General features: G+C 69.8%; 11 protein-coding genes. 4 read left to right on the top strand and 7 right to left on the bottom strand.

Annotated features, from left to right (window positions below; translation table 11 throughout):
• Positions 1-572: 572 nt before the first annotated feature.
• From ACFYZL_RS25825 to ACFYZL_RS25815, 3 genes are read right to left on the bottom strand one after another with little or no spacing between them, the layout of a single operon-like run.
• Entirely contained in the window at positions 573-977 is a 405-nt protein-coding gene (locus tag ACFYZL_RS25825; RefSeq protein WP_388682128.1) for a colicin immunity domain-containing protein, read from the bottom strand.
• Positions 965-5,524 carry a putative T7SS-secreted protein gene (locus ACFYZL_RS25820; RefSeq protein ID WP_388682125.1) on the bottom strand — a complete coding sequence of 1,520 codons (4,560 nt, stop codon included), beginning with the start codon at positions 5,522-5,524 and terminating at the stop codon, positions 965-967. The genes ACFYZL_RS25825 and ACFYZL_RS25820 overlap by 13 nt, the downstream gene beginning before the upstream one ends.
• Positions 5,524-6,132 (bottom strand): hypothetical protein, encoded by a 609-nt coding sequence (locus ACFYZL_RS25815; RefSeq protein ID WP_388682122.1) that lies wholly within the window; start codon positions 6,130-6,132, stop codon positions 5,524-5,526. The genes ACFYZL_RS25820 and ACFYZL_RS25815 overlap by 1 nt, the downstream gene beginning before the upstream one ends.
• 390 nt (positions 6,133-6,522) lie before the next feature.
• On the opposite strand from ACFYZL_RS25815, the gene ACFYZL_RS25810 reads away from it, so the two are divergent.
• Complete coding sequence (locus ACFYZL_RS25810; protein ID WP_388682119.1) at positions 6,523-7,152, top strand: hypothetical protein; 630 nt, start codon at positions 6,523-6,525, stop codon at positions 7,150-7,152.
• A 324-nt stretch (positions 7,153-7,476) separates the two neighbouring features.
• Here the strand turns inward: ACFYZL_RS25810 and ACFYZL_RS25805 are convergent, their stop codons facing one another.
• Positions 7,477-8,211, bottom strand: coding sequence for a transferase (locus ACFYZL_RS25805; protein WP_388682116.1), 735 nt, complete (start codon positions 8,209-8,211; stop codon positions 7,477-7,479).
• Positions 8,212-8,290: 79 nt separating this feature from the next.
• Here ACFYZL_RS25805 and ACFYZL_RS25800 point away from each other — a divergent pair, with 79 nt between their 5' ends.
• Positions 8,291-9,175 (top strand): glycosyltransferase family 2 protein, encoded by an 885-nt coding sequence (locus ACFYZL_RS25800; protein WP_388682113.1) that lies wholly within the window; start codon positions 8,291-8,293, stop codon positions 9,173-9,175.
• Here the strand turns inward: ACFYZL_RS25800 and ACFYZL_RS25795 are convergent.
• The 3 genes from ACFYZL_RS25795 to ACFYZL_RS25785 form a co-directional block, all read right to left on the bottom strand.
• Complete coding sequence (locus tag ACFYZL_RS25795; RefSeq protein ID WP_388682111.1) at positions 9,168-10,277, bottom strand: NAD-dependent epimerase/dehydratase family protein; 1,110 nt, start codon at positions 10,275-10,277, stop codon at positions 9,168-9,170. The genes ACFYZL_RS25800 and ACFYZL_RS25795 overlap by 8 nt on opposite strands.
• 111 nt (positions 10,278-10,388) lie before the next feature.
• Positions 10,389-10,619 (bottom strand): hypothetical protein, encoded by a 231-nt coding sequence (locus ACFYZL_RS25790; RefSeq protein ID WP_388682108.1) that lies wholly within the window; start codon positions 10,617-10,619, stop codon positions 10,389-10,391.
• On the bottom strand, positions 10,616-10,861 hold the full coding sequence (locus ACFYZL_RS25785) for a hypothetical protein (protein WP_388682105.1): 246 nt from the start codon (positions 10,859-10,861) through the stop codon (positions 10,616-10,618). Before ACFYZL_RS25785 ends, ACFYZL_RS25790 begins: the two co-directional genes overlap by 4 nt.
• 169 nt (positions 10,862-11,030) lie before the next feature.
• On the opposite strand from ACFYZL_RS25785, the gene ACFYZL_RS25780 reads away from it, so the two are divergent.
• A complete protein-coding gene (locus tag ACFYZL_RS25780; RefSeq protein ID WP_388682102.1) occupies positions 11,031-12,398 on the top strand; it encodes a tetratricopeptide repeat protein in 1,368 nt (455 codons plus the stop codon).
• Positions 12,399-12,430: 32 nt separating this feature from the next.
• Positions 12,431-13,273, top strand: a complete 843-nt coding sequence (locus ACFYZL_RS25775) for a glycosyltransferase family 2 protein (protein WP_388682194.1) — start codon at positions 12,431-12,433, stop codon at positions 13,271-13,273.
• Positions 13,274-13,455 lie beyond the last annotated feature (182 nt).

Below are 13,455 nucleotides of genomic sequence, written 5' to 3'. Positions count from 1 at the left end.
GTTGCTACCTGGCGAGGACTGAGCCGCTGATTGCTCCTCTGCACTCGTGGTGATGACCCCAGGGGAACGGGCGGACGAGCCGGTTCGCCCGCAGGTCGGTTCGAGTGCCCTGTCACCCGTGAGCCCGGTGCCCACGCTCTGCGGTCAGTCGCCACCTGGGAAGCTGACGAGCAGCTCATCGCGGCCGATCAGTCCGGCTCCCTTGTCGACGAGGGTGACCATAGCGAGGAGCCACGGCGCCTGGTCTCCGGTCGCGGGGGCACCAGCTCAGCACGGTCAGCCGCACCTCGACACCGGGCGTACCGATGGCTTGGAACACCATCCTCTCCAGCGGCTCGCCGGTGAATCCCTCCACTACACACAGCCCATTCTTCGTCCAATACGCCCCGTGACGAGGGAGCGCAGATTCTCCCACATTCGGTCCACGTCGTCGAACGGCGACGGATGTCACTCCGTCAACGCCGTGAGCGCCTGGGTGGCGACGAGAATGCCGCTCAGGTTCGCTGCCTCGCAGGCTCGTCGCCACCCGCAGGTTCTCTGGGGAGCTTGCCCTTGGGGGCGGCTGGGCTTCTTCATTCAGCGCCTTGATCGATCCGATCGAGCATCTGATTCACGATTTCGATGAGCTCGGTATCGGTAACATCTCCCTCCTCGCGAAGCTCCGGGTCCATCGGGTATGAGTCCAATGCGTAGAAGACCTGGTTGAGGCACCGAGAGAGGTGCTCGCCGATGCGCTCGTTCTCGTTCAGGGATTTCCTCCGAGCGTCGAGCCACAGTTTGGCGAACTTCTCCGGCTGGATCTGCTCGAGGGACAGCCTTCTCATGAGACTCAGTTGCTGACCGGTTGACGAATCTGCGGGAACCTCCGCAGCTGTTTTCCACTGCCTATGTTGGGTTCTGAACTTGCTGTGTGGTCGACCCGACGCATTGTCGGAATAACCCTGCTTCTCGCTGTCGCTGCTTGTTACCATAGCCATGCCCTCTCGACAATATCGGAAAACTGTCCATCGCTTAGACGGTACGCGCTCCAGAATTTTCCGTCCGGACGCAGCATTACCATCTTCAGGGAGTTCGGGTCGATGAAGCCAATCGCTGTGTCTCCAGGTTTTCGGTAGTGAAACCTGTATATTTTTGTATCAGGTTCCAGCATGTGCTTGCGTAGTTCTTCTTCAAACAGTCTGAGGTTCTTGCCATTCAGGTTTCCTGGGTTGTCGATGAAGTCTCCGGCGTGAGCATGATATTTTTTGCTCATTGTCTTCTGGCTGGAGAAGTCGGCCTTTTCTTCCCATCTTCCTTTCGGGCACGGGGCGAGTCCGAGCGGATCGGACCACGTTTGAGGGTTGGAAACGTACGCGGCCGGGTTGGGGGAGGGTGTCAGGCCCAGGGGGTCTGGGGTGAGATAGCGGGCCGTGTCGGGGTCGTAGGTGCGGAAGTAGTTGTGGTGGAGGCCGGTTTCGGGGTCAAAATACTGGCCCGGGAAGCGGAGGGGCGTGTAGGCCGTGGCGTTGCGGGTCCAAGTGGTGGAGCCCCAGAGGGTGGAGCGGGCGCGCCAAGCGATGTCGCCGGACTCGTCCACCAGTTCGCGTGGGGTGCCGATGAGGTCCGTGACGATGGCGAAGAAGCGGTCGTCGGTGGTGCCGAGGACGCGCTCCGCCTGGGTCAGGGGGTGCAGGCCGTTGTGGGTCCAGGTGAGGGCGACCGGGCCGGCGGTCTCCTCGCAGAGGGTGGTGCCGTCCCAGGTGAAGAGGGTCTCTTCCGCGATGTCGCCGGAGGGCGTGAGGCGTTGTTTGGTCGTGCGGCGGGACAGGGCGTCGTAGCGATAGCGCCAGTGGGTGCCGTCGGGGGTGGTGACCCCGGTCATGCGGTCTTCCGCGTCCCACGTGTAGTGCCAGGTGTCCGGCTTGCGGGAGAGGCGGATTTTCTGGCGGAGGACGGTGCGGCCGAGGGCGTCGTGTTCGTAGCGGATCGAGCCCGCGCGGGTGATGCGGGTGCCCTCGTACGAGCGGTCGCCTTGGGACTCGGAGCCGGGGTGGCGGGTCGGCCAGGAGGCCGAGGTTTGGTTGCCGGCCTCGTCATAGGCGTAGAGCTCCGACCAGTTGGAGGCTTTGACGGAGGTGACCCGTGCTGCTGTGTCCAGGGTGAAGGTGCGCGGGCCTGCGAGCGCGTCGTCGATCGCGGTCAGGGCGCCGTCGGCGCGGTAGCTGTAGCCGCGGCGTTGGAGGGTGCGGCCGTCCTGGCCAAGGAGGTGCTGGTCCGTGAGGCGGCCGAGCGGGTCGTAGGTGTGGGTGAGCGCGAGGTCGGGGCTGATCGTGCGGGTGAGCTCGCGGCCCGCCGCGTCGCGCTCGAAGGTGATCGTGCGGCCCGAGGTGGTGAGGTGGGTGCGGTGGCCCGTGGCGTCGTACGTCCACTCGGATTGTGTGCCGGTGGGGGTCGTGCGACCGGTGCGGCGGCCCAGGGAGTCGTAGGTGTAGGAGACGGTGCGGCCGTCGGTGGTTTCTGAGACGAGGCGTCCGAATGCGTCGCGTTGGCGGGTCAGGACCGTGCCGTCCGGGGTGACTGCCTGGGCTAGCTCGTCGAAGACGTCGTACTCGTACGAGGTGATGCCGTCCGCCGTCTCCTTGCGCAGGAGCTGGGAGAGGGCGTTGTGCGCGTACGTGGTCGTCGCGCCCAGTGCGTTCGTGCGGGAGGTAAGGCGGCCTGCCGCGTCGTATGCGTAGGTGAGGGTGCGGTCGTCGAAGTCAGTTTCGGAAGCCAGGCGGCCTGCCGGGTCGTAGGTGTAGGACCAGGTCAAGCCCTGGGGGTTGGTGACGCCGGTGAGGCGCAGTTCGGTGTCGTGGGTGAAGGAGTGGCGGACGCCGTCCGGCCCGGTGCGGGCTGTGAGGAGGTCGAAGTCGCCGTACTCGGAGAGCGTCACTCCGCCGACCGCGTCGGTGTGGGTGAGGCAGTTGCCCTCGCCGTCGTACGTCCAGGACTCGGCGCTGCCGTCCGGGTTTCGGCGGTGAAGGAGGCGGCCCTCGGTACTCCACGTGAGGTGGGTCGTGTGGCCGAGGGGGTCGGTGACGGCGATCGGGCGGCCGAAGGCGTCTCGGGTGTAGCGGGTCGTTGCGCCCAGGGGGTTGGTGGCCTCGATGAGGAGGCCGGCCGGGTCGCAGCGGACCGTCGTGACCGCGCCCAGGGCGTCGGTCACCGAGGCGAGGTGGCCACGGACGTCGTATGCGTAGTGGGTGGTGGTGCCTGCCGGTGCGGTGACCGAGGTGGGGTTGCCGCAGGCGTCGTACGTGGTGTGGGTCGCCAGGCCGTCGGGGCGGAGGACCTTGATCGGGAGGCCCAGCGGGCTGTACTCCGCGTGGACCTCGCGGCCGTCCGGGCGGGTCACCGTGGTGAGCCGGCCCTGGTCGTCGTACGTGAAGCGGGTGGTGTGGCCCAGCGGGTCCGTGTGGGTCAGGAGGCGGTTGTAGGTGTCGCGCGTGTAGTGGGTGGTGGCGCCGGTCGGGTCGATCTCCGCGGTGACCTGGGCCAGGTCGTTGACGACGTATCGGGTGACGTGGCCCAGGGAGTCGGTGTGGGTGGTGATGCCGTCTTCGTAGGCGAAGCGGACGTTGAGGTGTCCGCTGGGGGCGGACTGGGCGACGCAGCGGTGGCGCTCGTCGTAGACGTAGTCGAAGCGGCGGTCGTTCGTGTCGGTCCAGGAGGTGATCCGGCCGAGTGCGTCGTAGTCGAAGCGGAGCGGGCGGCCGGAGGAGTTGGTGACTTCGGTGAGGTGGCCGTCCGTGTAGCCGTAGCGCAGGATCTCCGTGCCGTCGGCGAGGGCGACGCCGGTTATTCGGCCCTCGGCGGAGGTCATGCGCAGTTCGTAGCCCCCGCTGTGGGAGACCGCGAGCGGAGCGCCTGTGTGCTCGTCGTAGGTGAAGGCGATCCAGGCGCCGTTCCTGTCGTCGATCTGTGAGAGGAGGCCGTCTTCCGAGAAGTGTCGGACGACGCCCGTGTCCGGGTCGGTGACGGTGTACCAGCCGTCGGCGTCGCACGTCAGGGGCAGGCGTCGGCCGAGAGTGGGCAGGACGGACTCGCCGGCCGGTTCGGGGTGCGGGTACTCCAGCAGGCTGCCGTCCGGCTGGACGAGGACGACGCCCTGCGCGTCGATCTCCAGGCGCTGGTCGACCGTCGAGGCCCAGGTGGGTCCGAACCAGCGCCCCGAGCGGTACGAGGACTCGAAGGTCCGACCGAAGACGAGGGGGAGTGAGCCGGGGAGGACCAGATCCGTCTGGGGCAGGAGCATCCGGCCCGTCGCGACGTCGACCGGGTCGTCGACGCATGTCCTGGACTCATGCTCCCGGGAGTTGCCCGCCCTGTTCTCGTTGAGGTTCTCCCGGGCTGAAGGCATGCGATCGGGCGCATCTGGCAGATGGGGCTTCGGCAGCTCGCCGTTGGCCAAACGGCCGAGAGACGAACCCCTTTTGAGGGCACTGGCCCCAGTTCCCATGCCCTTCGTCCCGGCGACGAAATCGAAGAAGGTCTTGGCGCCGAACTCGTCGGGATCCTTCATGAATTCGTGGTACATGCGGGAGCCCGCTGCCGCCGGGTCGTTCGCCGTGGTCATGAGGCCGACCCCCATGCCCTGCAACCGCATCTTGTACTCGGTCGGGTGCATGCGGTTGTAGGGGTCGTCGGGGTCGACGGCACGGAAGAAGCTGATCGTTTCCGCGGCGCCCTTCACGAAGCCTCCGCCGGCGTGTTGGGCGCTGACACCCATGCGGAGCGCCTCGGATGCCAACTGCATGGTCGCCGACGGCATCGGCGGCGCCGCGTCCCGTGCCGTCTCCAGCGCCTTGACCACCGACAGGGCTGCCTCGTCACGCTGGCGACGGGCCTCGGCCAGCTTTTCGCGGGCGGCCTTGATGCCGTCCGTGCCGGGGTCGGTGAAGCCCATGGGACGGGCCGGCAGAGGATCCTGCTTGGCCCGGACCGCCTCGTTGTACGAGTCGACCCACTTGTTGTACGCGTCGTGCGCGGCCTGCGAGGTCTTCACCGCGGTCTTGTACTCGTCCAGCGCCTCCTGGGCCCGGCCCTGCGCCCATTCCACCGTGTCCGCGAAACGATTCAGCGCACCGGCCGCGGTCTCGAAGGCATCCGCGGCCGCGAACCACTTCGGGGGCTGCTTCTGGGCCGTCGTACGGAAGGCCTCGGCGGAGGCGCCCTGGATCCCGTCGTGGTCGAGACCCTTCAGGCCCTGGCCCGTCTGGTCGAAGGCGGCCTGGAAGTCACTCAGGTGGGAAGCGGTCGCGCGGAGCTTGGACGCACTGCCGTGGACCAGCCTCTTGGGATCGTCGGTCTGGCCCAGCTCGTATTCGCCGACCTCCGCCCCGAGGCGGTTCGCGATGATGTCCGCCCCGGTACGGACCGCCTTGGCACCGTCCTGCCAGCCGACGCTCTCGAACTGGTCCGCAGCCTTGTCGCCCACCCATTGCAGGCCCTCTCCCAGGGCCTTGCCGCCGGCATCGATCCACTCGCCGAGGTCGCGTCCCATCAGTTCCCACCCTCGGTAGCGCGGGCCCGAGCCTGGTCGAGCTCCTCACGGTCCATCCCGGCGTATTCGGCCGCACCCTCGACGAGCTGACCGCTGAAGCCCTTGGTCAGCGAATCGCGCTTGGCCTGGTCCCAGATCTGCTGGAAGTCGTCGCGGGCCTTCTGGGCCTCTTCCGGGGTCTCCTGCCGGAGGGGCGTCCTGATCTCGTCCCAGGACTTCTCCTTGGTCTCGTCCTCGTCCGCGTGCGGATTGCCGATCACGGAGTTCGCGGCGACCTTGAAGGTTCCTTCGCGGTACTGGTCCTCCTCCCAGACCATCCCCGCAGAGATCTTGAGGCCACTCGCCAGCTCGCTCGCGCTGAGGACGAGAGCGCGCACACCCCACTCCCAGCGGGCGCAGAGTTCCTCGAAAACCCCCGCCACCTGCCCGTGACCGGCTTCCATGCCGGTCATGGCCAACTTTCCGAAGCCGCCGCCCATCGACGCGGGCCCCGCCGAACCGAACTCGCGCAACTCACCGATCGCGGCACGCAGGCCGTCCGTGAGGTTCTTCACCGCGACCGGATCCATCTCCAGGTCGCTGTTGCCCTTGCCTGCCAAAATCCCCACCCCCATGATCATCTGTAAGGATACGGAGGGTTTCGGGGCAGTTCAGCGGCCTAAGTGGCCAAAGGTGCGGGCTTGATCACGCCTGCAGGAAGATCTTGGCCTGGAGCGCCTGGGCTGCGCTTGTTCTCGGCCTCTGGCTGTCCGATGGCGGCGAATGTTGATCTGTGGTCCAGGGCGATGCAGCTGTCATTGGTGCTCAGCGTGTGATGGTCGCAGTGGAGATGTGGCCGAGCCCGAGCGAGCTCTGTGGCGGTGGTCGGGCGTGCGTACGTGCAGTTGCCTGCCGTCGGCCGGTTGTGGAGTCGGCAGCGGGGCAGCGGGAGCGCCAGGGCCGCTCCTGCGGCCGTCGAGGTGGAGAGGCTTGCTGTACGGGGCGGTCATGATGGGTGCATGAGCAGTCATCAGTCGCTTGTTGTCGCTGCCGCGCAGGCGGCCGGTCCGTGTGCGGTGGGGCAAGAGTCTGCCTGGCAGGCCCGGGTGCGGGCGCTGGCCGTCGACCTGTTCGTGCTGGGTGATGTGGTGGCGCGGGACGTGCAGCGGCTGGCCGCGGCGACCAGGTTTCCGGCGACGCTGCTGGGCGTCACGGTGGAGGAGTCGAGTACGCGGGGTGTTCTGCTGCTGCGCAACGTCTCGGGTGAGCTGGAGCCGGCCATTCGTACGGACCGCGGGGACACGGATGCGGGTGCGGCGATGATCGCGAGGGCTGAGGCGTTGGTGGGGCGGCGGGTGCTGGTCTACAAGGAGATGGAGGCGCTGGCGTCGAACCCGATGCACAAGGCCCGGGTGGTGGTGCATTTGATGGACCTGGGGCCGGAGACGGAGTCCGTCGGGGAGGACGAGGCCAAGGGGCACGTCCTCCAGGCCGCCGACGGGGACAAGGAGCTGGCGCTGCGCGCCTGGCACCATGTCTCCCTACCGGATCGTGGCCCGGTGACGGCACCGCAACTCGGCTTGGCGCTGACCGTCGTGCAGCGGCTGGCGAAGGGGCAGGTGCCGCAGGGTGGCAGCTCTGAGGGGTAGCCGGGCAGCGATCGTGGACGTTGTGTGGCCTTGCTCCGGGACGCGGGCCTGGCTTGCTCGTGGTGTCCCATCTCGACTATCTGGGCGATTTGCCTAGGATGCCGGATTGTTTGGAAGTGCTCGAAAACAGCCTGCAGCCCGGCTAGAGTCCCAGGTCACAAAGCCTGCTCCCCGCGCATGCGGGGATGACCGACCTACGTCGGCTTCGGCATCAGCCGAGTGGCTGCTCCCCAGTGCGACGCCTGGGCGGAGACCCGTAGCCCTCTTGGGGATCTCGCGGCGGAGCCTGACCGGTGCGTGAGCTGCTGGCAGCCGTAGCCGAGGTCAGCGGGTTTGTCGGGCCCGGACCACGGCCTCGGCGGTGTGCCGTGTGGTCACCGTCGAGTGCGGCGGGACCGTGCGGACGGCCAGGGTGACGCCGCTCGCGATGCGGGTGTGGCGGCCGATGGCGGTGCCCGGGCCGAGGCTGATGCTGTTGCCGGTCTGGGTGCCGTCGCCGATGACGGCGCCGAACTGCGGGGTGCCGCAGCGGTAGATGCCCGTACCGGTGCGGATGATGACCTCGCGGTCCGGGGCGCGCATGTCGTCGCACAGGTTGATCGCGGCCACCGTGACCCCCGCGGACAGGTGCGCCCCCGCGCCGACGAGCGTCCGGTTGACGCCGATGCGGTGGCCCAGGACCGCGTCTTCGCCGATGAATGCCGCCGTCACCTCGCAGTTGAAGCCGACCGACGCGCCGGCGCACACGACACTGCCCTTGCGTACGGACGAGAACTCGAAGACCTTCGCGCCCGCACCGATGATCACGTCGTGCCCGACGATCGCCCGGGGGTGGACGAACGCCGTCGGGTGGATACGGCCCGCCTCCCCGAGGGCGGCGAGCGCCTCGCGGTGGAGCTCGGGCCAGCGGGCAAGGAAGTCGGCGAGGTCGAGGGTGTCGAGGCTGCCGTACGGGGTTTCGGAGAGCGGGCCGCGGGTCGGGGCCGAGACGTAGTCGCCGAGCCGGAGCGGTGGCTGCGTTCGTGCCCGGGTACGTGTCGGTGTCGGTGTTCGGGGCATGGCGTGGGCCTTTCGGTTGGGTCGGGAGTGGGCGGGGCGGCGGTACGCTCGCCGTTTACCCGGTGCAGGGAAGGACGTGATGGGTGTGACCCGACCGCGCGTGGGCGTGGCCGTGCTGACGATGGGCGACCGGATGCCCGAGCTGCGGGCCCTGCTGGATTCCGTCGCCAAGCAGGACGAGGCCGCCGTACGGATCGTCGTGGTCGGAAACGGCTGCGCGCTGCCCGGGTTGCCGGACGGTGTGGTCGGGGTAGAGCTGGCCGAGAACCTCGGCGTCTCGGGCGGGCGCAACGTCGCCTGGCGGCGGCTGCGGGAGTTCGGGGACGTCGACGTACTGGTGGATCTGGACGACGACGGGTTGCTCGTCGACGCCGGTGTCGTGCGCCGGATCGCCGACCTGTACGAGGCCGGGGCGGGGCGGCTGGGCATCGTCGGTTTCCGGATCGCCGACGAGAGGGGCGAGACGCAGCGGCGGCACATCCCGCGGCTGCGGGCGAAGGATCCGATGCGGCGCGGGCTGGTCACCACTTTCCTCGGCGGTGGCCACGCCCTGTCGATGCCGATGTTGGAGCAGACGGGCGGCTGGCCCGACGCGTTCTTCTTCACCCACGAGGAGACCGACCTCGCCTGGCGGGCGCTCGACGCCGGGTGGGAGATCCTCTACGAGCCCGCACTCGTGCTCCAGCACCCCAAGACCTCGCCCGCCCGGCACGCGGTCTACTACCGGATGACCGCCCGCAACCGGGTCTGGCTCGCCAAGCGCCATCTGCCCGGACCTCTCGTACCCGTCTACCTCGGTGTCTGGACCCTGCTGACCGTGGCCCGGACACGATCGGCGACCGGGCTGCGCGCCTGGTTCGGCGGGTTCGCCGAAGGGGTGCGGGTCGATGCCGGACCGCGCAGGCCGATGCGGTGGCGGACCGTCGTTCGGATGGCCGCGCTGGGCAGGCCGCCCGTCATTTAGGACTGCGGGGCGCGGGCTGCGCCGCCCCGGCCAGCCAGGCCGGTGCGGCGTGCGGGGTGTTCCGGAGCCACTCCACGTAGCGGGCCACGCCGTCGGCGACGGCCACCCGCGGCTTCCAGCCCAGTACGTTCTCCATCCGGCGCGTCGAGGCGTACCCGCCGAGCGGGTCCCCGGCCGGCAGCGGCGTATCCAGCAGCGGCGTGCCCGGGTAGTGGGCGCGGACCAGCTCGGCGACGTCGCGGATGCTGGTGCCCACCCCGGTACCGATGTTGAGGGTCTCGGTGTGCGCCCGGGGGCTGGTCAGGGCGCGCAGTGTGCCCTCCGCGATGTCGTCGACGTGCGTGAGGTCGCGGACCTGGCGGCCGCCCCCGTTCAGGTGCAGCGGCAGCCCGAGGGCGGCGCGGGCGGCGAACCAGGCCACCACCCAGGAGTGGCTGTTCGGTTTGACGGTCTGCGGCTCCCCGTAGACGGAGAAGTACCGGACGATGCCGTACGAGACGCCCGCCCGGCCCAGGACGAGCGCGGTCTGCTCCTCGCCCCAGGCCTTGGAGTTCCCGTACACCGACACCGGCCGCATCCGGTCGTCCTCGCGGAACTGGGGCGGGATCCGTCCGTGGACGGCCTCCAGCAGCTGGCGCATGGTCAGCAGCTCCTGGCTGTGGGCCTCCTCGGGGCTGCCGTCGCCGTAGACGCTCGCCGATGACACGAACACCAGGCGGCGGATCCGGGTACTGGCGGCGACGGCGTCCAGGACCGCCTGCGTGCCGGCGATGTTGGTGTCGATGGCGGCGAGCGGCTCGCGGGTACAGGCCGCGACGTCTGCGAGCGCGGCCGCGTGGACGACGTAGTCGCACTCCGCGACGAGCTTGCGGACGAGCGGGGCGTCGCGGATGTCGCCGGTGACCACGTCGGGGTCGGTGGGGTCGACGCCGAAGAAGTCGGCGTACACGTGCGCGGGGTACGCGTCCATGCTGCACAGCGAGATGGGACGGGCGCCGAGCGCGCGCAGCCGGGCGGTGATGCGGGAGCCGATGAGCCCCGCGCCGCCGGTGACCAGGACGGTGGAGCCGGTCAGGGCGGCGAGGGGGGAACGGTCGTACACGATGCCTCCGTGTGGGGTGGGGTGGGTGGGTGGGTGGGGTGAGTCGGGACGGCTGGGGCCCGGGCCATTTGAGGTGGTGGTCGCGCTACCCGGCGGCGGTGGCGGGCAGGCTCAGGCAGCCGCGACGGGCTGGACGTTGGCCACGGCGGTCGCGAGCTCGATGCCGCCGGCCTCGGGGCGGATGTAGGCGCGGCGGGTCCACCGCGGGCCGGTGTGGGTGGCGACTTCCTCCAGGACGACGGCCATCAGCAACCCCTCGGTGCCGGAGGCGACGTCGCGGACCAGGTGGCCCAGCAGTGGATGCGCTTCGTGGCCGAAGCCGATGTCTGGGGATGTGTTCATGGCCGGTGGTCCCCGGCGCCTGTGCCGGTGCGTGCTCGGGTCCCGTTCCCGTCTGGGGGCTGCTGGGCGGTGGGGGTGGGGCGGAAGTCGTGCAGGAAGCGGGCGAGGCCGCGATCGGCGCGGGCCAGGAGCCGGGGCGAGGGCGACCCGTACGGCACACGGACGAGACCATCGGGGCCGGTTGCCGTCTCCCTCTCCGTCGTGACGTCGGTGTCGTCCTGCGCCGGTCCGTTCACTGCCATGGCTGTCCTCCTCCTCGCATCGGGTGACGGTCGGCCGACACGGCCTCGTCCCGGCCCATGGACTGCGGCGGGTGCTCGCATTCAGTGAACAAGCGGTCACGCAGTGCCGGTACGGTGGAGGACCCGGGAACCCGTTCAATCCGTTCAAGATCGCTCCAGGGGGCCGAAGATGACGGAGAGCCGGACACCGAACGACGAGCTGGCGGCCGTCATCGCCGAGGCCGGAATCACGTACTACGCGCTCGCGCGGGAGATCCGGGCGGTCGCGGCCGAAGCGGGGGAGCGGCTGGGCACCGCGCCGTCGGCCATCGCGTACTGGGTCGCCGGCGGGACACCGAGCGGCCGGACCCGTGCGTACGTCGCCGAAGCGCTGTCAAGAAGGCTCAAGCGGAAGGTGACCGTCACCGAAGTCGGTCTAGGCTGCGCAGGCATCGGGGAGGCCCTGAGCGCCGATCCGCTGGCCACTGCCGCCGACCTCGGGAGATCAGCGATGCTCCGCCGCAGGGAATTCCTCAACGCCGCCTTCGCCACGGCCGCCGTCGGCCTGCCCCTCACCTACGACCACGAGGCCGTGGCCGCCGTACTGAAGGCCGCCGGAAGGGGCGCGAGCCCCGTCGTCGGCACGGAGGAGGTCGGCGTCGTCCGCCGGATGACCGAGATGTTCCGGAGTGCGGACGAGAAGCTCGGCGGCGGCCACGGCCTGACCACGGTCACCGCGTACCTCACCGACACCGTCACCCCCATGCTGCGCGCCCGCTTCCCCTCGGACGCGGTACGGAACGACGCGTTCGGGGCGGCCGCGCAGCTGGCCTGCCTCGTCGGCTGGAAGCACCACGACCTGGGCCGCGACGGCGCGGCCCAGCAGTACTACCTGCTCGGGTACCAACTGGCCTGCGAGAGCGACCCGGCCGGCCATGCGGCGTGGCTCATGCGCGCGATGACGCACCAGGCCCTCGACCTCGGTCACTCCGGCTCCTGCGCGGAGCTCGCGCAGGAGGCGCTTCGCCGGGCCGCGGGCAAGGTCGACCGGCAGACCGAGGCGCTGCTGCTGGTCACCTGCGCGAGGGCGTACGGAACCGCCGGCGAGCACGCGAAGGCGGCGGGGGCGCTGCTCGCCGCCGAGGACGCGCTGTCGGACACGGGGGACCTGGTGCCGTCGTACGCCGCCGCGTCCGGGCCGGTCGCCGCCACGGTCGCCTCGCACACGGGCCGGACGCTGACCGCGATGAAGGACTACTCCGCGGCCGAACGGCACTACCGCGCGGCGATGGTGGCCCGTACGCCGGGCACGTACCAGCGCGGACACGCCCTGACCATGGTCAACCTGGGGAAGTCGGTCGCCGCGCAGCGCCGCCACGAGGAGGCCGTCGGGCTGTGGAGCCGCTCGCTCGACTTCATGGACGGCGTGGCATCGGACCGCAGCCGCAAGGAGGTCAGGTCCATCCGTACGGTGGCGGCCGGCTACCGAGTGCGGGGCGTACCCGGAGCGGCGGCCCTGGAACAGCGCGCCACCGAGCTCCTGCGGGACGCCGCGTGACGGCCGCCAGGGTGGGGGTGGTGGTCCTGACCATGGGGGACCGGGATCCGGAACTGCACGCCCTCCTCGACTCGGTGGCGACGCAGGAGGGCGGTGCGCCGGCGAAGGTGGTGGTGCTGGGCCAAGGCGTACGACCGGGCCCGCTCCCCGCCCGGATGGCGGCCGTCGAACTGCCGGAGAACCTGGGCATCCCGGGCGGCCGGAACGCCGGTGTGCGGTGGCTGCGCGAGCACGGCGGCGCGGACATCGTGCTGGTCCTGGACGACGACGGGCTGCTGCCGCGGACCGACTCGCTGCGGCTGGTACGGGAGGCCTTCGACGCGAACCCCCGGCTCGGGATCGTGAGCTTCCGGATCGTCGACGAGGAGGGCCACACCCAGCGCCGCCACGTACCCCGCCTCGGCGGCGCCGACCCCACCGTCTCCGGACCGGTCACGACGTTCCTCGGGGGCGCGCACGCCATCCGGATGAGCGTGATCGACGAGGTCGGGGAGTTCCCGGCGGAGTTCTTCTACGCGCACGAGGAGACGGACTTCGCGTGGCGGGCGCTGGACGCGGGGTGGGAGATCGACTACCGCGCGGACCTGGTGCTGCGCCACCCACGCACCGAGGCGTCCCGGCATGCCGTCTACTACCGCAACACCGGCCGCAACCGGGTTTGGCTGGCCAAGCGCCACTTGCCGGCCGTGCTCGTACCGATCTACCTCGCCACGTGGGCGGCGTACACCCTGACGCAACGACCCCCGCTGCACGGGCTCAAGGCGTGGTGGGCGGGCTTCTTCGAGGGCCTCCGCGTCCCGTGCCCGCCGAGGCGGCCGATGCGGTGGCGGACGGTGTGGCGGATGACGCGGTTGGGGAGGCCGCCGGTGATCTGAGGCGGGGGTGGTGTGGTGGGTGTGCCGGCTGCGAGCTGCGGGCTTGGCACGCGTCCCGTCATTCGTCGGCTGCGGTCAGCTGTGGGATAGGGGGCAGGCCCTATCTTGACCAGCCAAGGCTCTTGCTAAGAATGCCGGGGTCAATGAAAGTGCTCGAAATCAGCCTGCTGCCTCGATGGAGT

This window comes from Streptomyces sp. NPDC001717 (assembly GCF_042892775.1).
In the GTDB taxonomy this organism is placed as follows: domain Bacteria; phylum Actinomycetota; class Actinomycetes; order Streptomycetales; family Streptomycetaceae; genus Streptomyces.
Note: the sequence above shows the minus strand (reverse complement) of the source record. Positions and strands in the feature narration are given on the sequence as shown.